At 70.0% G+C, this 19,282-nt stretch carries 17 protein-coding genes and 1 pseudogene; 9 read left to right on the top strand and 9 right to left on the bottom strand.

From position 1 onward, the window contains the following. Window positions 1-115 precede the first annotated feature (115 nt). Window positions 116-889 (top strand): deoxyribonuclease IV, encoded by a 774-nt coding sequence (locus FG385_RS13650; RefSeq protein WP_139097059.1) that lies wholly within the window; start codon window positions 116-118, stop codon window positions 887-889. Window positions 890-896: 7 nt separating this feature from the next. On the opposite strand, the gene FG385_RS13645 is transcribed toward FG385_RS13650, so the two are convergent. The 3 genes from FG385_RS13645 to FG385_RS13635 form a co-directional block, all read right to left on the bottom strand. After that, window positions 897-2,441 carry a glycosyltransferase family 87 protein gene (locus FG385_RS13645; protein ID WP_139097058.1) on the bottom strand — a complete coding sequence of 515 codons (1,545 nt, stop codon included), beginning with the start codon at window positions 2,439-2,441 and terminating at the stop codon, window positions 897-899. A 46-nt stretch (window positions 2,442-2,487) separates the two neighbouring features. Beyond that, window positions 2,488-5,070 carry a transglycosylase domain-containing protein gene (locus FG385_RS13640; protein ID WP_139097057.1) on the bottom strand — a complete coding sequence of 861 codons (2,583 nt, stop codon included), beginning with the start codon at window positions 5,068-5,070 and terminating at the stop codon, window positions 2,488-2,490. 63 nt (window positions 5,071-5,133) lie between these two features. Beyond that, the gene (locus FG385_RS13635) at window positions 5,134-5,532 is read right to left on the bottom strand and encodes a DUF5318 family protein (protein ID WP_139097056.1); all 399 of its coding nucleotides are present in this window, start codon (window positions 5,530-5,532) and stop codon (window positions 5,134-5,136) included. Between the two features lie 236 nt (window positions 5,533-5,768). Between FG385_RS13635 and FG385_RS13630 the strand changes: the two genes are divergently transcribed. The 3 genes from FG385_RS13630 to FG385_RS13620 all read left to right on the top strand — a co-directional run bounded on the left by FG385_RS13630 (window position 5,769) and on the right by FG385_RS13620 (window position 7,836). After that, on the top strand, window positions 5,769-6,329 hold the full coding sequence (locus FG385_RS13630) for a PadR family transcriptional regulator (protein ID WP_139097055.1): 561 nt from the start codon (window positions 5,769-5,771) through the stop codon (window positions 6,327-6,329). Between the two features lie 50 nt (window positions 6,330-6,379). Further along, window positions 6,380-7,471, top strand: coding sequence for an inositol-3-phosphate synthase (locus FG385_RS13625; protein WP_139097054.1), 1,092 nt, complete (start codon window positions 6,380-6,382; stop codon window positions 7,469-7,471). A 170-nt stretch (window positions 7,472-7,641) separates the two neighbouring features. Then, the gene (locus FG385_RS13620) at window positions 7,642-7,836 is read left to right on the top strand and encodes a response regulator transcription factor (RefSeq protein ID WP_407645493.1); all 195 of its coding nucleotides are present in this window, start codon (window positions 7,642-7,644) and stop codon (window positions 7,834-7,836) included. Here the strand turns inward: FG385_RS13620 and FG385_RS13615 are convergent. After that, window positions 7,797-8,471 (bottom strand): HAD family hydrolase, encoded by a 675-nt coding sequence (locus FG385_RS13615; RefSeq protein ID WP_139097053.1) that lies wholly within the window; start codon window positions 8,469-8,471, stop codon window positions 7,797-7,799. The genes FG385_RS13620 and FG385_RS13615 overlap by 40 nt on opposite strands. Window positions 8,472-8,537: 66 nt before the next feature. Between FG385_RS13615 and FG385_RS13610 the strand changes: the two genes are divergently transcribed. Continuing rightward, a complete protein-coding gene (locus tag FG385_RS13610) occupies window positions 8,538-8,993 on the top strand; it encodes a MarR family winged helix-turn-helix transcriptional regulator (RefSeq protein WP_139097052.1) in 456 nt (151 codons plus the stop codon). Continuing rightward, window positions 8,983-10,197: an MFS transporter gene (locus tag FG385_RS13605; protein ID WP_139097051.1), complete on the top strand. Its 1,215-nt coding sequence runs from the start codon at window positions 8,983-8,985 to the stop codon at window positions 10,195-10,197. Before FG385_RS13610 ends, FG385_RS13605 begins: the two co-directional genes overlap by 11 nt. On the opposite strand, the pseudogene FG385_RS35600 reads toward FG385_RS13605, so the two are convergent. Next, a pseudogene (locus FG385_RS35600) lies at window positions 10,187-11,090 on the bottom strand (MFS transporter); the annotation flags it as partial. The gene FG385_RS13605 and the pseudogene FG385_RS35600 overlap by 11 nt on opposite strands. A gap of 56 nt (window positions 11,091-11,146) precedes the next feature. Here FG385_RS35600 and FG385_RS13595 point away from each other — a divergent pair. Beyond that, entirely contained in the window at window positions 11,147-11,836 is a 690-nt protein-coding gene (locus FG385_RS13595) for an SDR family oxidoreductase (RefSeq protein WP_139097050.1), read from the top strand. Window positions 11,837-11,847: 11 nt separating this feature from the next. Here FG385_RS13595 and FG385_RS13590 read toward each other — a convergent pair whose 3' ends face one another. From FG385_RS13590 to FG385_RS13580, 3 genes are read right to left on the bottom strand one after another with little or no spacing between them, the layout of a single operon-like run. Next, entirely contained in the window at window positions 11,848-13,149 is a 1,302-nt protein-coding gene (locus tag FG385_RS13590; protein ID WP_139097080.1) for an amidohydrolase family protein, read from the bottom strand. Continuing rightward, on the bottom strand, window positions 13,146-13,796 hold the full coding sequence (locus FG385_RS13585; protein WP_139097049.1) for a response regulator: 651 nt from the start codon (window positions 13,794-13,796) through the stop codon (window positions 13,146-13,148). Before FG385_RS13585 ends, FG385_RS13590 begins: the two co-directional genes overlap by 4 nt. Next, on the bottom strand, window positions 13,793-15,499 hold the full coding sequence (locus FG385_RS13580) for a sensor histidine kinase (RefSeq protein WP_235022551.1): 1,707 nt from the start codon (window positions 15,497-15,499) through the stop codon (window positions 13,793-13,795). Before FG385_RS13580 ends, FG385_RS13585 begins: the two co-directional genes overlap by 4 nt. A gap of 109 nt (window positions 15,500-15,608) precedes the next feature. On the opposite strand from FG385_RS13580, the gene FG385_RS13575 reads away from it, so the two are divergent. Beyond that, window positions 15,609-16,304 (top strand): ABC transporter ATP-binding protein, encoded by a 696-nt coding sequence (locus tag FG385_RS13575; protein WP_139097047.1) that lies wholly within the window; start codon window positions 15,609-15,611, stop codon window positions 16,302-16,304. Beyond that, on the top strand, window positions 16,301-18,514 hold the full coding sequence (locus FG385_RS13570) for an FtsX-like permease family protein (RefSeq protein ID WP_139097046.1): 2,214 nt from the start codon (window positions 16,301-16,303) through the stop codon (window positions 18,512-18,514). The genes FG385_RS13575 and FG385_RS13570 overlap by 4 nt, the downstream gene beginning before the upstream one ends. Window positions 18,515-18,568: 54 nt before the next feature. Here the strand turns inward: FG385_RS13570 and trmB are convergent, their stop codons facing one another. Continuing rightward, window positions 18,569-19,273, bottom strand: coding sequence for a tRNA (guanosine(46)-N7)-methyltransferase TrmB (gene trmB / locus FG385_RS13565; RefSeq protein ID WP_139097045.1), 705 nt, complete (start codon window positions 19,271-19,273; stop codon window positions 18,569-18,571). Window positions 19,274-19,282 lie beyond the last annotated feature (9 nt).

Below are 19,282 nucleotides of genomic sequence, written 5' to 3'. Positions count from 1 at the left end.
CCAACTACACAACCACCATCACCGTCCAGATCCTTGACGGTTGACGACCTACCAAGACCACTAACTACGCGGCATTGCGGTTAACCCAGACGATTTGGGCCGGTAGCCTCCCTACATGCTCATTGGTGCCCATGTCCGCGACAACGACCCCTTGACCGCCGCAGGGGAGCGTGGCGCCGAGGTCATGCAGTTCTTCCTCGCCGATCCGCAGGGCTGGAAAAAGCCGGTGCCCGCACCGAGCGCCGAGGAGATTTCCGCGGCCGGGATCGAGGTCTTCATCCATTCGCCGTACGTGGTGAACGTGGCCTCGATGAACAACCGGATCCGCATCCCGTCGCGCAAGGCCGTGGCCCAGCACGCGGCCGCGGCTGCGGAGATCGGCGCGAAGGGGCTCATCGTGCACGGTGGGCACGTGCGCAAGGAGGAGGATCCCGCGCAGGGCCTCGAGAACTGGGGCAAGCTGTTCGAACGCCAGTCCGCCGAGGGCGGGTTCGGGGTGCCGATCCTGATCGAGAACACCGCGGGCGGCGACGGCGCGATGGCCCGTCACCTGGACATGCTCGCGCGGCTGTGGGACATCGTCGGCGATCTCGGCGCCGGGTTCTGCCTCGACACCTGCCACGCGTTCGCCGCCGGCTGGGAACTCGACAGCGTGGTCGCGAAGGTCAGGGCCATCACCGGCCGGATCGACCTGGTGCACCTCAACAACTCCCGCGACGAGTTCGGTTCGACGCGCGACCGGCACGCCAACGTCGTCCACGGCGGCGGCACGATCGACCCCGAACTGCTGGTCGCCGTCGCGAAGGAGGTGCAGGCACCGGTCATCGTCGAGACTCCGTCCGACGGTCAGGCCGACGACATCGCCTACCTGCGCAAAGCCCTCGGTTAGCCGACGATCACTGCACCGCGACCGCCCTCGGTCGCGGTTTCACGGTGAACACGTCTCGGGCGCGGTCGAGCACCCCGCCCGCGGGGTCGTCGTCGCCGGACAGGCGGATCTTGTCCAGCGCCGGGCGGTAGATCTCGCGGATCACCAGCACGCACAGCCCGACGACGGCCAGGTCACGCACCACGACGAAACCGAGGAACCAGTCCTCCGGCAGCCCCTTGTGGTCGACCCCGAGGTAGTAGAACATCCGCGGCACCCACACCGCCGCGTCGATCAGCATCCAGCCGAACAGCAGCCGCCAGCGTGGGATCGCGAGCACCGCGAGCGGCACCAGCCACAGTGAGTACTGCGGGCTCCACACCTTGTTCGTCACCAGGAACGCCGCCACCACAAGGAAACACAGCTGCGCGAGCCGCGGCCGGACCGGCGCGGCCAGCCCGACGTAGGCGATCCCGGCGCAGCACACCAGGAACAGCCCGCCGACGACGACGTTGAGCCAGGTCGGCGTCTGTCCCGGTTGGAGTGGACCGTCGAAGCCCGTCCAGCCCGTGAAGTACGAGATCACGTTGTAGAGCGAGTCCGGGTCCATCCCGCGGACGGTGTTGAGCCGGAAGAACTCGCGCCATCCGGCGTTCAGGGTGAACGCGATCGGCAGGTTCACCGCGAGCCAGACGGCGGTCGCCGCGCCGGCCGTGCGTGCCCAGTACCGGAACTTGCCGGCGCGCATGCACAGGATGAGCAGGGGCCCGAGCAGCAGCAGCGGGTACAGCTTCGCGGCGGCGCCCAGCCCGAGCAGGACGCCGGCGAGCACCGGTTTTCGTCGCGCCCAGGCCAGCAGACCGGTCGCGGCGAACGCGGTCGCGAGCGTGTCGAAGTTCGTGAACGCGTGCACCATCACCAGTGGCGAGAGCGCGGCCAGCACCGCGTCCCACGGGCGCCGGTTCGCGGTTCTGCCGACCGCCCACACCGTCACCAGCCAGGCGACGGAGAGCCAGAACGCGGTGATGTTGAAGTACACGGCCACCGGGAGCGCCCCAGGGAGCCAGCCGGCGTTCGAGACGGTGACCCAGGCCGAGGTCAGCTTCGCGTTGACCCACTGGAACAGGCCCGTGAGCACCGGGTACTCCATGTACCGCACTTGCTCGTTCGCCGTGCCCGCGCCGTCGATCCAGCTGGTCCGGTACGGGAAGGTGCCCGACTTGTCGAGTTGCTCGGCGCTGTAGAGCGGGACGATGTCCGAATAGCACATCGCGACGTACGGCCGCCCGGCACGCCAGTCGAGCTGGTTCTGCCCGCCGCTGTCGGTGTACTGCTGGATACAGCTCGCCTTGCCGAGCCAGCACAGCACCAGCGCGAGCGTCGCGAGCGCCAGCCCGACCCGTTGCGGCGTCCAGAACCAGTGCCGGCCCACCGCCGCGTGCTCGCCCAGCGGACCGCCGATCGGCTTGCTCGCCGCCGCGACGAGCGGCTCGGTCAGACTCGGCGCGATCCGCTGACCCGGGCTCAGTGACGGCGGCTCGGGCTCGGCGGTTTGATCGGTCGGGCTGGACACCCGGGCGATGTTACGGGCAGCCGGGTTGGCTCCGGCTTAAGCCTCCTCAGCCGCCGGGGTTGCTCGTCCCGCTCACGTTGTTCTGGCCCGCGGTCGGGAACAAGATGGGTGGGCTGGACGACTTGGGTGGCTTCGACGAGGGCGGCGACGACTGTGTCGGGGTCGTCGAAGTCGAGGGCGGCGTCGTCGTCGTTGCCGGGGTGGACGGCGGCGGGCTCGGCGGCTTGCTCGACGTGTCGTCGGCACTCGCCGTCGCGCCCTTCCCGATCGGCTGCACCGTGGAGAACTTCTCGGCCGGTTTGCCCTGCAGGTAGCCGTTGATGAAGTCCTGCCACATCTTGGCGGGCAGGCCGTCACTGCTGAGGGACTTGCCGTTCTTGTCCTTCAACGGCTTGTTGCCACCGGTGCCGACCCACGAGGACACCGATACGGACGGCGTGTAACCCACCATCCACACCTGCGAGTTGTCGTTCGAGGTACCGCTGGCGTTCGTGCCGCTCGCGTCGTACTGCTGGGTACCGGTCTTACCGGCGCACTCGTGGTTCGCGGGGCACTTGAGGTGCGAGAACCCGATCACCGGTTTGAGGGCGGTCGTGACGTTGCCCGCGATCTGCTTGCTCTTGTCCGCGTTGTCCGTCGCGAACGCCGGGGTCGGCTTGCTCGGCGTCTGGTAGACGACGTTGCCGGCCGGGTCGGTCACCTTCGTCACGAAATGCCGCTGCAGCGCGATGCCGTCGTCGGCGAAGGTCGCGTACCCGCTCGCCATGTCCAGCGGCGTGACCTCGGTCGTGCCACCGCCGAGCGAGATGTTGTTGTCGACCGCGGTGTTGTCGAGGGCGGTGACCCCGGCTTCCTTGGCCGCGTCCTTGACCGCCTGCGGGCCGACCACGTTCGCCACCATGTCGAAGAACACGGTGTTGGTCGAGCGCATCGTCGCCTCGGCGACCGTGCATTCCGTCGAGCAACTGTTGGATCGGCCCGCGTTGTTGATGTAGCGGGGTTTGCCGTTGACCTCGCCGAACTGGCGGTGCGTGGTGCCGTCGAACGTCTCGCCGAGGCCCTTGCCCATCTTGAGGAAGGCGGTGATGTCGAACGCCTTGAACGAGGACCCCGGGTTGCGCTTGGTGTCGGCCCAGTTCACCGCGTTTGTCTTGTCGTTCGGCCCGCCGTAGTAGGCGATCACCGCGCGCGTCTTCGGATCGACGGCCACCATCGCGTTCTTGAGATCCTGCGGCTGATCGTCCATGTACTTGTGGACGGTGTCCTCCATCAGCTTCTGCGCCGCCGGGTCGATCGTCGTGTAGATGTTGTACCCGCCGGCCTGCAGCTTCTCCTTCGAGTAGCCCGCCGCGTCCAGTTCGTTCTCGACCTGGGCCTGGATGAACGCCTCCGGTCCCGTGATGTGCTGTGGTCTGGTGTCGCCCTTGGGCAGCGGGGCCGGGAACTGGGCCGCCTTCCGGTCCGCCGAGGGCAACCAGCCGTACTTGACCATGTTGTCCATCACGTAGTTCCAGCGCCACTGGACGTACTCGGTGTTCTCCGACTTGCCGGGGCCCTGGATCAGCCCGGCCAGCAGCGCCGCCTCGGACGGGGTCAGCTGCGCGGCGTCCTTGTTGAAGTACGCGTGCGAGGCGGCCTGGATGCCGTAGGCGTTCCGTCCGAAGTAGACGATGTTCAGGTACGCCGTGATGATGTCTTCCTTGGGCTGGGTCTGGTTCATCTTGAACGACTTGACCAGCTCCGTGGCCTTACGGGTCAGTGTCGGCGCGTCGTTCTCGGTGGCCTTCTTGATGTACTGCTGCGAGATGGTCGAACCACCGCCGCTGCCGCCGGTCACCTGGTTGTAGGCGGCGCGCAGGATGCCGATCAGGTCGAACCCGTTGTTGGTCTCGAAGGTCGCGTCCTCGGCCGAATACACCGCGTGCTTGACGGTCTCGGGGATCTGGCCCGGCTTGAGGATCTCCCGGTTGCCGGTGTCCGGGACCTCCTTGCCCATCACCGAGTTGTTGGCGTAGTAGTACGTGACGACCTGGTTCTGCTGCGCCAGCACCGATTCCGGGGTGGGCACGTCGACCAGGAAGTAGGCGACGGTGAACGCGATCGCCGGCACGATCACGGACAGTCCGAAAAGGCTGTACAGCGTGCGACGGACGATCTTCCAGCGGCGCTTCTTGCGCTGCAGCGGGGTCAGCGCGGCCTTGCCGTTCTTGCCGGTCGCGGCCTCCGCGGGGGACGCGGCGTCCTCGGCGCCGAACTCGTCGAACCGGTCCTGCGCCTCGTCGTGGCCGTCCTCGGGGAAACTGCCGCTGCCGAGCGGACTGTGCGTGAGCAACCCCGGGTCGCGGCCCGGAGGCGGGCCGGGCGGCGGACCGTAGCCACCGCGGTTCGGACCGGAGGGAGGCCCGGGCCGCCGGGCCGGAACGCCGCGGCCGGCCGGTGGTACGCGGCGCTCGGTCGGGCCGCCGTCGGGGTCGCCGCCCGCCGGCCAGCCAGGCTGCTCCGGCTCGCCGGGCCACTGCGGGCGGTGCGGGGGTTCACCGCCGGGGCGCCGCGGACCGCCCCGCCGGGGGGCGGGACGTGCGTCGTCGGGCTCCTGACCTGGCCAGGAGCGGTTGTACTCGTCGTTCACGGATGAACCTCCCAGACCGGCGCTTCGGGGTACGCCGCTGGCACGGTCACGGTTGTCGTACGGTCACTGCCCGGCGGTCCTCTTCGAGGTCCGTTCCGGTGCTCCCGTGCCCAGGACGTATGACAGCACCAGGTGGTTCCATCGGCAGGCCGCGCAGACCTCGACCTGGTGCACGGTGAACTCGCGGAACAGCCCGGCCATCCGCGTGAGCTCCGCCGGGCTCTTCGCCGAGCCGGTCATGTGCTTCAGGTCGTCACCGAAGACCCAGGAGACGAGCATCATCGCCGGCGAGAGGCAGACCGGACACTGGTCCCTGGTCTGCTCGCCGTGGAATTTCGCCGCCCTGAGCAGGTACGGGTCCGCGTCGCAGACGTCCTTCCTACCGAGGCGACCCGCGCGGAAGTCGGCCAGCAGCGCACGGCGCTGCAGCCCGTAGTCCACGACGTGTCGCTGCATCTGCACGCTGACAGAGTACGTGCCCGCTCTGGGTGCGCCATGAGCTGTTGGGTCTAAAGATCTCGGCGGCGTGGAGGAACACGCCGACGGTTCGATAACTCTCCGGTGAACTTCGCGACCGCGCGCTGGCGAACTTCAGGTGATCGACACCGTTAGCTGCACCACTCCGATGTATCGGCGCGATATAATTGGGCGTTAGATTGAGGAGGTGGGGTCGTTTGTCGCCCGAGAGGGGGTGCACCGTGCTGGAGTTCGCCATCCTGGGACTGCTGCACGAGACACCGATGCACGGATACGTGCTGCGCAAACGGCTGCACGAGACGCTCGGCATGTTCCGCACGTTCTCTTACGGCTCGCTGTACCCGACTCTACGCAGGCTGCAGCGGGCGGGCTTCATCGTCGAGGAGGCCGATGAGCTCGGTGAGCACACGAAGACCCAGCCCAGGACGAGGGTGCGGCGTGGCCGCCGGGTGTACAAGCTCACAGCCGAGGGCAAGGAGCACTTCGCGCAGCTACTCGGTGACGCCGGTCCGCAGACCTGGGACGACGAGGGATTCGGCGTACATCTCGCGTTCTTCTCGCGCACCCCGGCCGATGTCCGGATGCGCATCCTGGAGGGCCGTCGCCGGCGCGTGGAGGAGCGCCGGGAGGGTTTGCGGGCGGCCATGGCCAGAGCCGAGGAGAAGATCGACCGCTACACGCGCGAGCTGCACAGGCTCGGCCTGGAAAGCAGCGAACGGGAAGTCCGCTGGCTCAACGAGCTGATCGCGCACGAGCAAGCCGAACAGGGCGGGCAGAGCTGAAGGCCAAGAACATGGACCCGAACAAGGAAACGACCGAAGGAGAATCCGGCATGGGCGACAACAGCGGCCGCGTGAAGGTGGCCATCGTTGGCGTCGGCAACTGCGCGGCATCGCTGGTGCAGGGTGTGCATTACTACGCGGACGCCGATGACGCCTCGCGGGTGCCTGGGCTGATGCACGTACGTTTCGGCCCCTACCACGTGCGCGACGTGGAGTTCGTCGCCGCGTTCGACGTGGACGCGAAGAAGGTCGGGCACGACCTTTCCGAGGCGATCCTGGCCAGCGAGAACAATACGATCAAGATCACCGACGTGCCGCCGCTCGGGGTGCCGGTGCAGCGCGGTCACACGCTGGACGGGCTCGGCCGCTTCTACCAGGAGACGATCGAGGAGTCCGACGAGCCGCCGGTCGACGTGGTCGCGGCACTCAAGCAGTCGGGCGCGCAGGTGCTGGTCTCCTACCTGCCGGTGGGTTCCGACGAGGCCCAGAAGTTCTACGCGCAGTGTGCGATCGACGCGGGGATGGCGTTCGTCAACGCGATCCCGGTGTTCATCGCGTCGAACCCGGAGTGGGCGCAGAAGTTCACCGACGCCGGTCTGCCGATCGTGGGTGACGACATCAAGTCCCAGGTCGGTGCCACGATCACGCACCGGGTGCTGGCGAAGCTGTTCGAGGACCGCGGGGTCCAGCTCGACCGCACGATGCAGCTCAACGTCGGCGGCAACATGGACTTCAAGAACATGAAGGAGCTCGAGCGCCTGGAGTCGAAGAAGATCTCCAAGACCCAGGCCGTGACCTCCCAGGTCGAGCGGGACATGGGCAAGGCGAACGTGCACGTCGGTCCGTCCGACTACGTGCAGTGGCTCGACGACCGCAAGTGGGCCTACGTGCGGCTCGAGGGCCGGGCGTTCGGTGACGTGCCGCTGAACCTGGAGTACAAGCTCGAGGTGTGGGACTCCCCCAACTCGGCCGGCATCATCATCGACGCCGTGCGCGCCGCGCAGATCGCACTGGACCGCGGGATCGGCGGCCCGCTGCTGTCTGCCTCCTCGTACTTCATGAAGTCCCCGCCCGTGCAGTACAACGACTCCCAGGCCCACGACTCGGTCGAAGCCTTCATCCGCGGCGACGTCGAACGCTGACCCCCGGCGCTCACCGGCAGGCAACACCAAGAGGGGGTCTGCCGGCGAGCGTGCCGGGTTTCGCGCGGCCTCGCCGGGATCGTCGACGGCGTGCTCAGCGTGCTGCTGTCCTTCCTCGCCTTCCTGCCCGCCGGTCTGACCGCCTTCCTGGTGTGGAGTGGCTGGTGGGCATGCAACTGCTGTGTGTGCTGCTGATCGCCAGGGGCCTGTCGAACCAGGAGATCGCCGTACGGCTGGTGGTGGCCGAACAGACGGTGAAGACGCATATCGGCCGGATACTGGCGAAGCTCGGCTTGCGGGACCGGGCGCAGGCCGTGATCGTCGCCTACGAATCGGGTCTGGTCTCGCCAGGGCTGCCCGGCTGATCGAGCGCTCCCGGCAGGTCCCGGATGTCGTCGAGCACGAACGGCACCTCGCCGAGCACCGCCGGGTCCGGCGGGAAATGCGGGTTCGGCACCGCGTAGACGGTCATCCCGGCCGCGAGTGCCGAACGCATCCCGTTCGTGGTGTCTTCGACGGCGGCGCAGCCCCGCGGCGGCGTGCCCAGTAGCTCGGCGGCCTTCAGGTACACGTCCGGCGCCGGTTTCCCCGCGGCGACCTGCTCACTGGACACGGTGATGGCGACCACCTTCGTCAGGTCCGTGGCGTCGAGGAACGCCGCGATCAGCACCGGAGGTGACGAGCTCGCGATCGCGACCGGGCACCGTTCGGCGACCGCGCGGACCGTCTCCGCCGCGCCGGGCAGGACCGGCGGGCCACCGGCGTACCGCTTGGCCATCTCGTCGATCACGACTTCCGCGATGCGCTCCGGGGTCAGCCGCGCGCCGAGCTCGTCGACGAGGTACCGCGCCCATTCCGGGGTGCTCATTCCTTGCATCGCGCGGGTGGCCGAGGCGGTCCACTGCCCGCCGTGCCCGGCGACGACCGCGCGGCGCACCTCGTCCCAGGTTCGTTCGGAGTCGACCAGCACACCGTCGAGATCGAAGACCACCGCGTCCATGCCCTGCAGACTACTTGTGTGCTGGATTACTTCGACACGCTAAGTAAAAGTGCTTAGACTGTCTAAGTGAAGTCCGGAGTCCACGAGCTGGCCCACGAGCTGCGGCCCCTCGTCTTTCGCCTGTACTACGTCGTACGCCGGTTGACGCCGCAGCATCAGCTCAGCCTGACACAGGGATCCGTCCTGGGCGAACTCGTGATCGGCGGCCCGCGGCGGATGAGCGCGCTCGCCGAGCTGGAAGGCGTCCGCCAGCCGTCGATGACCGACCTGGTGCGCCGGCTCGAACGGCTCGGTCTCGTCGCCAGGACAGCCGATCCCGAGGACCGGCGCGCGGTCCTCATCGCGGCGACCGACGCCGGCAAGCGCCTGATCGACGAGGTCGTCATGGCCCGCGAGGAATTCCTCCGCGAGCGGCTCACGGCCCTCGACCCCGGCGAGCGCGCGGCGATCGAGGCCGCGCTGCCCGCCCTGCGACGACTCATCGATCCAGTGAAGAAGGAGGAATTACTGGATGAGCGCTGAACACGGAAGCCTCCTGGCGGCCGTGAAGGGCCAGCCCAAACAGGTCTGGATCACCGCCTTCGCAGCCGTGATCGCCTTCATGGGCATCGGCCTCGTCGACCCGATCCTGCTGTCCATCGCGGACGGGCTGCACGCGACGGCCTCCCAGGTGACGCTGCTCTTCTCGTCCTACCTCGGTGTGCAGGTGCTGGCCATGCTGATCACCGGCGCCGCGAGCGCCCGGTTCGGTCCGAAAAGGACGGTGCTGACCGGGCTGGTGCTGATCGTCGCCGCCACCGCGCTGTGCGCCGCGGCGGGGTCGATCGGGCAACTCGTCGCGCTGCGCGCGGTGTGGGGCCTCGGCAACGCCTTCTTCATCGCGACCGCGCTGTCGGTGATCGTCGGCGCGGCGACCGGCGGGCAGTCCGGGGCGATCCTGCTGTACGAGGCCGCGCTGGGTGTCGGCCTCGCGGTCGGGCCGCTGCTCGGCGCGTTGCTGGGCAGCATCTCGTGGCGCGGCCCGTTCGTCGGCACCGCGGTGCTGATGGCCGCCGCGCTCGCGCTCTGCACGATCTTCCTGGCCCGCGACTCGCACGAGAAACGGGCGAAGATCCGGCTCGCCGATCCGCTGCGTGCCCTGCGGCACAAGGGATTGCTGCGGACCTCGATCGGTTCGGCGCTCTACACCGCGGCCTTCTTCACCGTGCTCGCCTGGACCCCGTTCGTGCTCGGCTGGGGCGCGGTCGCGGTCGGTCTCATCTTCTGCGGCTGGGGTCTGTGCGTCGCCGTCGCGGGCGTTGTCCTCGCGCCGAAGCTCGCGCACCGGCTGGGAGAGCGGCACGCGACCGCGCTCGCCGTGTTCGGGTACGCGGTCGTCATGGTGGCGCTCGTCGTGCCGGGCAAGCCGGTCGTGGTGGCCGCCGCGATCGCGTCCGGCCTGGTCTCGGGCCTGCTCAACACCTTGTTCACCGGAACGGCGATGTCGATCAGCGACGCCCCGCGACCGGTCGCCAGCGCGGGCTACAACTTCTGCCGGTGGCTCGGCGGCGCGGTGGCCGCGGCGCTGGTCGGGCACGTCGCGGACTGGTTCGGCTCACCGCATGCGCCGTTCGCCGTCGCGGCCGTACTGTGCCTGATCGCCGGTGGCCTGCTGCTGGTGAAGGAACGGGCGGCGGATCCGCGGAACGTGCCCGAGGCCGCTGCCCTGGTCGGCGAGGAGTTCTAGGTTCTGGTGCGGGTTTGGCGACCAGTGCGCCCGCGACCATGCAGACGCCGACGACCCACAGCCCCGTCCGCTGGGTGCCGGTCAGATCGCGCAACCAGCCGGTGACATAGGGCGCGGCGAACCCGCTGATATTGCCGAGCGAGTTGATCAATGCGATCCCGCCGGCGGCCGCCGCTCCGGCGAGGAAGTTCGACGGCAGCGCCCAGAAGGCCGGCAGGGCGCAGCACACGCCGACCGCGCAGACGGTCACCGCGACCATGGCCGCATAAGGGTTTCCGAGGTACGGCGCGATCGGGATGACGATCCCGCCGAGCAGCATCGGCAGCGCCACATGCCGTTTCCGTTCGCCGTGCCGTGCCCAGAACACCATCGCCACCGCGCCGAACACGTACGGGATCGCGATGACGAGGCCGGACTGGGTGACGGAAAGCTTGGTGCCGAACTCCGAGCCGAACCCGGCGACGATCGTCGGCAGGAAGAAGCCGAGCGCGTAGAGGCCGTAGGCGATCGCGAAGTACACGAACGCGAGCAGCATCGCCGGGATCCCCTCGACGAGGAACATGAACCGCCAGCCGGACAGCCCGAAGATCCCTACAGGATGATCCCGGGGAAGAACCCGGCTTCGGCGACGCCGAGCAGGAACCGCAGGACAACGAGCGTGGTCGCGTTGGGCACGAAGGCCATCACGGTCGCGACGACGCCCCAGAAGGCGCTGCGGCGCTACGCGTCTCCATCAGGGGCGGCGGTCGGGCTGGCGGGTGGGAATTATGCGCGAAGCCGATGTTGACACGGTCGAGGTAGTTGACGAAGTAGAGCAGCGCCAGGGACGGCATCACCCGCACGGCGACCTTGGTGAGCACGCGATCACCCGCGGTGGCGGTCTTCATCGACATCTGGGCATTCCAGGGGACGTTCGGCCGGTCCGTCAAGGACCAATTACGGTGGGTGCATGTCGGAAGCTCTGCTTGCCCTGGTCACCGGCGCCTCCCGCGGGATCGGCGCCGCCATCGCGCACTCGCTCGCGCCGGCCCACCGGGTGCTGCTCGGCGGGCGGAGCGGCGAGGCGCTGGCCAGGCTGGCGGCGGAGCTGCCGGGCGCCCGGCCGTGGCCGGTGGAGCTGACCGATTTCGAAGCCATGGCCGAAGCGGTCGCCGGGATCGACCGGCTGGACGTGCTGGTGCACTCGGCCGGGGTGGTCGAGCTGGGCACGGTCGCCGAGTCGGATGTCGAGTCCTGGCGGCGGAACTACGAGGTCAACGTTCTCGCCGTGGTTGAGCTGACCCGGCTCTTGCTGCCTGCGCTGCGCGCGGCGGGCGGGCATGTGGTGGTGATCAACTCCGGCTCGGGCCGCAACGCGCGGGCGGGCTGGGGCGCTTACGGGGCCAGCAAGTTCGCGGTCCGCGCCTTCGCCGATGTCCTGCGCCAGGAAGAGGAACCCAACGGCCTGCGGGTGACGACCGTGTACCCGGGCCGCACCGCGACCGAGATGCAGCGGGCGGTCAACGCGACGGAAGGCACCGAGTACACCCCGGACGCGTACCTGCGCCCGGAGTCGGTCGCCGACGCCGTGCTCGCGGCCGTGACCGCCACGCCGGACGCCCACCCGACGGACGTGATCCTCCGGCCGAGGCGTCGCTAGCCCTCGCCGGGTCAGCGCAAGCGCGCCGCCGATTCCCGTGCCGCCGCGAAGGCCTTCTCCCGATCCACTCGCACCGGTTCGCCGTCGGAGAGCACGTGGTCCCCCGCGACCCACACGTCCCGTACGCGCCGGGAACCCGCGGCCCACACCAGGTTCGCCAGCAGCTGGTCGTCCGGCGCGGCCAAGCCCGCCGCGAAGGCGAAGCCGTCCGCCTCGATGTGCACCATGTCCGCCCACCGGCCCGGCTCCAGCGCGCCGATGTCTTCGCGGCCCAGCGCTTCCGCGCCACCGCGCGTGGCCAGCAGCAAGGCGTCCGCCCCGCCCAGCGCAGTGGAGTCCTTTGTGGACAACCGGGCGAGCAGCGCGGCCAGCTGGATCTCCTGCCACAGGTCGAGATCGTCGTTGCTGGCCGGGCCGTCGGTGCCGAGTCCGACCGGGACCGAGGCCGCGCGCAGATCCGCCAGCCGCGCGATGCCCGACGCGAGTTTCCCGTTGGAACCGGGGCAGTGCGCCACCCCGACCCCGCGCGCGGCGAACAACGCGATGTCCTCATCGGACAGATGGATCGCGTGCGCCGCCAGCACCCGCCCGTCGAGCAGGCCCACCTCGTCCAGCAGTTTCGGCACCGAACCGAACTCCGCGCGCTGCTTCTCGTCCTCGTTCGCCGCCTCGGCCACATGGATCTGCACCAGCGCGCCCCGCGCCGCGGCCGCTTCCGCGGTGCGCCGCAACGCTTCCGGCGGCAGCATGTACGCCGAGTGCGCGGCGAAGGACAGTTCGATCCGCTCGCCCGGCCCGAACCGCAGGCCATCGGCGTCGATCCACCGTTCGGTCGAGGCGATCATCGCGCGCCAGTCGAACCCGGGCAGGTCTATGATCGGGCCGCCGAGCACCACGCGCGCGCCGGTGGAGAGCACCGCTTCGGCCATTTCGTCCGGATGGAAGTACATCTCGGCGCTCGTGGTCACCCCGTGCGAGAGCATCTCCAGCGAACCGAGCACCATCCCGGCGCGGACGTCCTCGGCCCGCAGCTTCGCCTCGGCCGGCCAGATGATCTCGTTGAGCCAGCGCAGCAACGGCAGATCCCCGCCCATCCCGCGCAGCAGCGTCATCGGGCTGTGCGCATGCGCGTTCACCAGGCCGGGCAGCAGGATGCCGGACAGGTGGGTGACCGCCGCGCGGAGAACGGGTGCTTCCGTGACGGGCCCGCAGTAGGTGATCCGCCCGTCGTCGACATCGACCACGCCGTTGCGGATCACCGAGCAGGCGGGATCACAGGGCAGGACGATCGGGGCGTGGAACCGCTGCATCAGTCCATTAAACCGGAGCGCCAGGCCCACGCCGCGATCTCGACCCGGTTGCGCGCCCCGATCTTGGCTTGAACGGCCGCCAGATGTGTCTTCACGGTCGAGAGCGACAGGAACAGTTCGCCGCCGATCTCCGTGTTCGTCAACCCGCGCGCGGTCGCCCGCACCACGTCGAGCTCACGTGCGGTCAACGGTTCCTTCGGCGGAGCCACCTCGCGCTTCGCGGACCCGCCGTCGAAGTGTTTGAGCAGCCGGACGGTGATCTGCGGGGAAACCAGCGCGTCCCCGCGGTCGGCGGCGCGCACGGCCTCGATCAGCAGCGCCGGCCCGGCGTCCTTGAGCAGGAAGCCGCTCGCGCCGTTGCGCAACGCCGTGTGCACGTACTCGTCGAGGTCGAACGTGGTCACCACGACCACCTTGAACGGGTCCGCGACCTCGGGCCCGGCCAGCTGCCTGGTCACCTCGAGCCCGTCGAGGCCCGGCATCCGGACGTCGAGGAGGCACACGTCGGGCCGCAGCTCACGCGCCTTCGTCACCGCGGCGACGCCGTCCGCGACGTCCGCGATCACCTCGATGTCGTCCTGGCTTTCGAGGATCATCCGGAACCCGGTGCGCACCATGCTCTGGTCATCCGCGATGAGCACCCGGATCATCCGTCTTCCCCTTCCAGCGGCAGCCAGGCCTCCACGACCCAGCCGCCTTCGGCCGGGCCCGCGGTGAGCCGCCCGTGCAGCAACTCGACCCGCTCGCGCATTCCCACGAGACCGTATCCGCCCGAACCTCCGGCCGGTCGCGGGTCCGGTGCGCGCCCGTCGTCGCTCACCCGCACGTGTAGCTCGCCGTCGAGTGTCTCGGCCAGCACATCGACCCGGGTCGCGCCCGCGGCGTGCTTGCCCACGTTGGTGAGCGACTCCTGCACGAGCCGCAACGCCGAGCGCGCGACCTCCTGCGGGATACCGGGGCCCAGGCGCAGTTCGAGTTCGGTCGGCACGCCGTGGTGGGCCGTCTCGGTCAGCTGGCGCAGGTCGGCCTCGAGGTCCGTGGTGGCCTGCTCGGTGGCACCGGAGCTGCCGCGCATGCTCCGGACCAGCCGCCGCATCGCGACCAGCGCCTCGGTACCGGCCTCCTCGATCTTGTCGAGTGCCTCCATCGCGAGCGCCGGGTTCTTGTCCCCGATCATCTTCGCCGCCTGCGCCTGCACCACGATCCCCGTGACGTGGTGGGCGACGACGTCGTGCAACTCCCGTGCCAGCGCCATCCGCTCCGAAGTCTGCGCGTCGGTGACGGCCGCCTCGACGACCTTCCGGCGCTCGGAGTCCCGCGCCCGGAAGTACAGCCCGACCGCGACCGCGATCCCGAGTACCAGCACCGCCGCGAGGAACAGCGACTGCAGCTCACCGGGATTCCCGCGGGAGGCCGTGTTGGCGGCGGACGCCAGGCCGACGGACACGGACATCAGCGCGATGACCGGCCACGCCTGCGCCGGCCGGGCGGCGCGCACGAGGAACACGACGATCACCGACCCCGCCAGGACCTCGGTGGTCGGCAGCGAGTCCAACACCACGTCGGCATGGCCGGGCGCGAACCAGAACGCCGGCACCGTCGCGAGGAAGACGCCCGAGACCAGCACTCCGGACACGACCGGCCTGCGCGCCGCGAGCACCGCCAGTACCGCGCTCGCCGCCGAGCACAGCCACAGTGGGAACATGCGTGGCCCCTCGCGGAGCACCTGGTACAGCTCCATGAACGCCGGCAGGCACAGCACCCCGATCAGCGGCCACTGGCTGCGCACCAGTTCGGTCGCCAGATCGGCCCCCTTGGCTGCCCCGGCCAGCCGGAACCGCACGCCGACCGCGACCGCCGCGATGAGCAGCACCAGCCCGAGCAGCAGGCTGCGCTCGAACCGGCTGGAGTAGATCGAGGTGTCCGACCTCGCGGTCGCCGCGAACAGGCCCGCGATCACCAGCGAAGCCGTCGCCGCGAGGGCCATCCCGGGCCGCAGCCGCCGCACCGCGAAGTACACCAGTTCGAGCCCAGCGACCGTCTCGGTCAGCGACAGGTCGGTCAGTACGGTCGAGAACGCGGCGGCGTCGGTGATCCGGATCAGTGCCGTCGACCCGATGAGCACCGCGGCCCCGGCGAACGAGCCTCGCGCCGGATGCGCGCGGGCCCACAGCGCGCACGCCGAGACCGCGAAGATCCCGGGCAGCAACAGCAGGTCCCGCCCCCGCGGGCCGACGTCGTCGAACGAGGCGGGCAGCACGATCAGCAGGTCGGACAGCAGTGCCGCGAGCAGGATGACCCCTTCGAGGCCGAGCCTGCGCCAGGCCACGCGGAAACGGTCGGAGAACGGCACAACGGAACGGTAGAGGATTTCCCCCGCCGCGCACCTTGGCCGCCCGGCTATCCGATGTCGGCCGATCGGCCGATCCGTCCGCCCCGCGGCGGCTGCGAGCCTGCTGGGCATGAATCCACAGTGGAACGACCGGGCGGTGCTGTCCGGACGGGGGCTCGTGAAGCGGTACGGCGCGCAGTTCGCGCTGGCCGGTGTGGACATCGAAGTCCAGCCGGGGGAGGCGGTGGCGATCGTCGGGCCGTCGGGATCGGGCAAGACCTCGCTCCTGCACGTGCTCGGCGGCATCATCAAGGCCGAGGAAGGCGAGATCTCCCTTGCGGGGCAACGGATCGACCAGCTGTCCGAAAAGGGCCGCAGCGAGTTGCGGCGCAGCGAGTTCGGGTTCGTGTTCCAGCAGGGGATGCTCGTCGCCGAGCTGACGGCCGAGGAGAACGTCGCACTGCCGATGCTGCTCGGCGGCACGCCACGCAAGCGGGCTCTCGAAGCGGCGCGCGAATGGCTGAACCGGCTGGGCCTTCGCGGGTGTGAAGGCAGCAGGCCCGGTGAGCTCTCCGGCGGGCAGGCGCAGCGGGTCGCGATCGCGCGCTCGCTCACGCACCGGCCGAAGGTCATCTTCGCCGACGAGCCGACCGGCTCCCTCGACACCCGCACCGGCAAGGAGACGATGGACGCGCTCCTGGTCGCGGCCGCGGACGCGGGGGCCTCGGTGCTGATCGTGACCCACGACCGGGAGCTTGCCGACTCGCTGCCCAGGACCGTCACCATCCGGGACGGGCGGATCGTCAGCGGGCTGGTGGTCGCGTGAACCCGGTGCGGCTCGCGATCCGGGTGCTGCGTGTGGACGGGCGCACCCGGACCTCGACCATCCTCACCGCGGTCGGCGTGGCGGTCGCGACCGGGCTCGTCCTGCTGCTGGTGAGCCTGCCGTACGCGACGAAGGCCAGGGCCGAACGGTCCATCTGGCAGGTGACCAACTACGGCCGGAGCGGCTCGGTGATGCTCGTCGCCGGCGGTACGGACTTCACCGGCGACAAGGAGATCACCCGGCTCGACGTGGCGTCCACAGTGGACCCAGGCACGATCGCGCTGCCGCCAGGCGTGCCGAGGTTTCCCCGGCCCGGCGAGGTGCTCGTCTCGCCGGCGCTGTTCGAGCGCATGCAGGCGCTCGCGCCCTCGCAGCTGGCCGACCGGTTCCAGGGCAGGGTCGTCGGCACGCTCGACGAGCGCGCGCTGACGTATCCGGACCAGCTCGTCGCCCTTGTCGGCCACACACCGGCGACGATGCCGGACGGCGCGCAACCGTCCACCGGTTTCCGGAGTGTGGACCGGGCCGAGGTCGATCCGCTGCTCGCGCTGTTGGCCGGGGTCGGCGTCGTGGTGCTGATCGTGCCGAGCCTGGTGCTGGTCGCGTCCTCTTCGCGGCTGACCGCGGCCCGCCGGGAGCGGCGGCTCGCGGCACTGCGGCTCGCGGGCGCCACCCCGGGGCAGGTCACCGGCATCGTCGCGGCGGAGACGGGGGTCGCCGCGGCGGCCGGTGCGCTGCTCGGGCTCGCGGTGAGCCCGGTACTCGACTGGTTGGCCGCGTTCGTGCCGTGGGGCGGCGGCACCTGGCTGCCCTCCGACTTCGGGCTGCCCGTGGGGATGACGGTCTTCCTGGTCGTCGCGATGCCGGCGCTCGTGCTCGCGGCGGCCGTGCTGGGGTTGCGGCGCGTGGTGCGCAACCCGATCGGCGCGGTGTCCTCGCATGCGCCGAAACCGCTGCGCGCGTGGCGGCTGCTCGCGTTGCCGATCGCCGGGGCGTTCTTCTTCATCGTCATCTCGACTCGCTCGTCGAGCATGACGATGGTGCTGCTCGGACTGCTGCTGGTGGTGGGGTCGGCGGTCGTCGTCGGGCCGTGGATCACCTACGCGGTCGGCCGGATCTTCGTGCAACGCTGGCGCAAACCGGCCGGGCTGCTCGCCGGGAGGCGGCTGCTCGACGACCCGCGCGGCGCGTACCGGGCGTCCGCGGGCGTGGTGCTCGCGGTGTTCATCGGTTCGATGGCGCTGATCCTGTTGCCGAGCTTCGAAGGTATGGCCGGGGGCGGGGGCACGTTCCGCGATGAGGTGCTGTCGGTGAGCACGTCACCGCAGCGGGCCGGGGAAGTCGCCGCGCGGACGAACGAACGTCTCGCGCGGTACGGCCAGCGGGCGCGCGCCGTGGAGGTGGGCGAGGTGACGCTGTCCTCGGTGAACGGTTCGCAACTGCAGGCGGTCGTGGTCCCGTGCGGGCAGGTGTCCCAGCTGTTCCGCATCGAGCTGTCCTGCGCTCCTGGACCGGCGGTGTACGGCGTCGGGGACCTGTCCGGGTACAAGGTGAGCCCCGGTTACGGCGAGCCGGGCGTGCCGTTCGCGGCAGGGACCCAGGACCGTGTCATGCGCCCGCTCGACTCCGACGTGAGCGTGGACGCGATCATCGACCCGGCCGCGCTCCCGGCGGGATTCGTGCCCAGCCAGGCCGAGGTCGCGGTGACCACCGCGGGCAGCGATCCGGACACCGTGCGGACCGCGCTCGCCGCGAGCGGGGAAAGCATCTACAGCCGGGACATCTACCTCGTCCACCAGCAGGCGCAGCTGGGTGACCTGCGCCGGGTCACGGTGATCGGCCTGGTCGCCGCGGCGGTGCTCGCCGGCTGCAGTGCCGCGATCGCGACCGCCGGTTCGGTGATGGACCGGCGCCGGACCTTCGGTGCGCTGATGGCGGCCGGCACCCCGGTCCGGATCCTTTCTCGCGCGCTGCGGGCCGAGGCCGCGCTGCCGGCGCTCGCCGCGACGATCGGCGCCGGGGTGACCGGGATGCTGGTGGGGCTCGGGCTGTTCAGCCTGGCCCAGAAGGGTCGCGAAGGCGTCTCCGCCGTGCTCACACCGTGGTTGCTGGCGCCGGTGGTGCTGGGCTTGGGGGTCGCCGTGCTGGCCGCGTCGGTGTGCACGCCCGCGCTCAACCGGGTGCGGGCCGAGCCACTTGCCGACGAGTGAAGGGGGGAGATCCGGGTGTCGCCTTTCGTCGGGGGAAGGGCGACACCCGGATCTTCACTTCGACGGCAGCCGCTCGAAGATCAGGTCGCGGCTGATCCGGCCGTCGTCGTTCGCGCGCTGCTCGAACTTCGTCACCGGGCGCCAGCCCGGGCGCGGCGCCCAGTCGGGAAAGCGGTTGCGCAGCAACGGTTCCCCACCGCACACCTCGAGCATCTGATCGGCGTAGTGCGCCCAGTCCGTGGCCAGGTGCAGCATCCCGCCCGGCGCCAGCCGGGACGCGACGAGCGAGACGAACTCCGGCTGCACGAGTCGCCGCTTGTGGTGGCGTTTCTTCGGCCAGGGGTCCGGGAAGAAGATCCGCACCCCGGAGAGCGTGCCGGGCTCGACGTGCTCGGTCAGCAGGGCCACCGCGTCCCCGTGCAGCAGCCGCAGGTTCTCCAGCGCAAGTTTTTCGGCACGCAGCATGAGCTGGCCGAGGCCCGCCTCATACACCTCGACGGCGACGTAGTTGACCTCCGGCTCGGCCGCCGCGAGTTGCGCCGTCGTCTCGCCCATCCCGGAGCCGATCTCCAGCAGCACCGGGGCGGACCGGCCGAACCACTCCGCGAAGTCGAGCCGGCCCGGTGGCAGCCCGGCCACCTCGCGGCCCAGTTTCGGCCAGTCGTGCTCCCAGGCCCGCTGCTGGCCGACGGTCATCCGGCCACCTCGCTGCACGTAGCTGACAACACTCCTCAGCCGCGGTTGCTGCTCGCTCTCCACGCACCCAAA

The organism is Amycolatopsis alkalitolerans (assembly GCF_006152065.1).
GTDB classification, from domain to species: Bacteria; Actinomycetota; Actinomycetes; order Mycobacteriales; family Pseudonocardiaceae; genus Amycolatopsis_E; species Amycolatopsis_E alkalitolerans.
The sequence above is the reverse complement of the archived record's forward strand: the minus strand, read 5'-3'. Positions and strand labels throughout refer to the sequence as shown.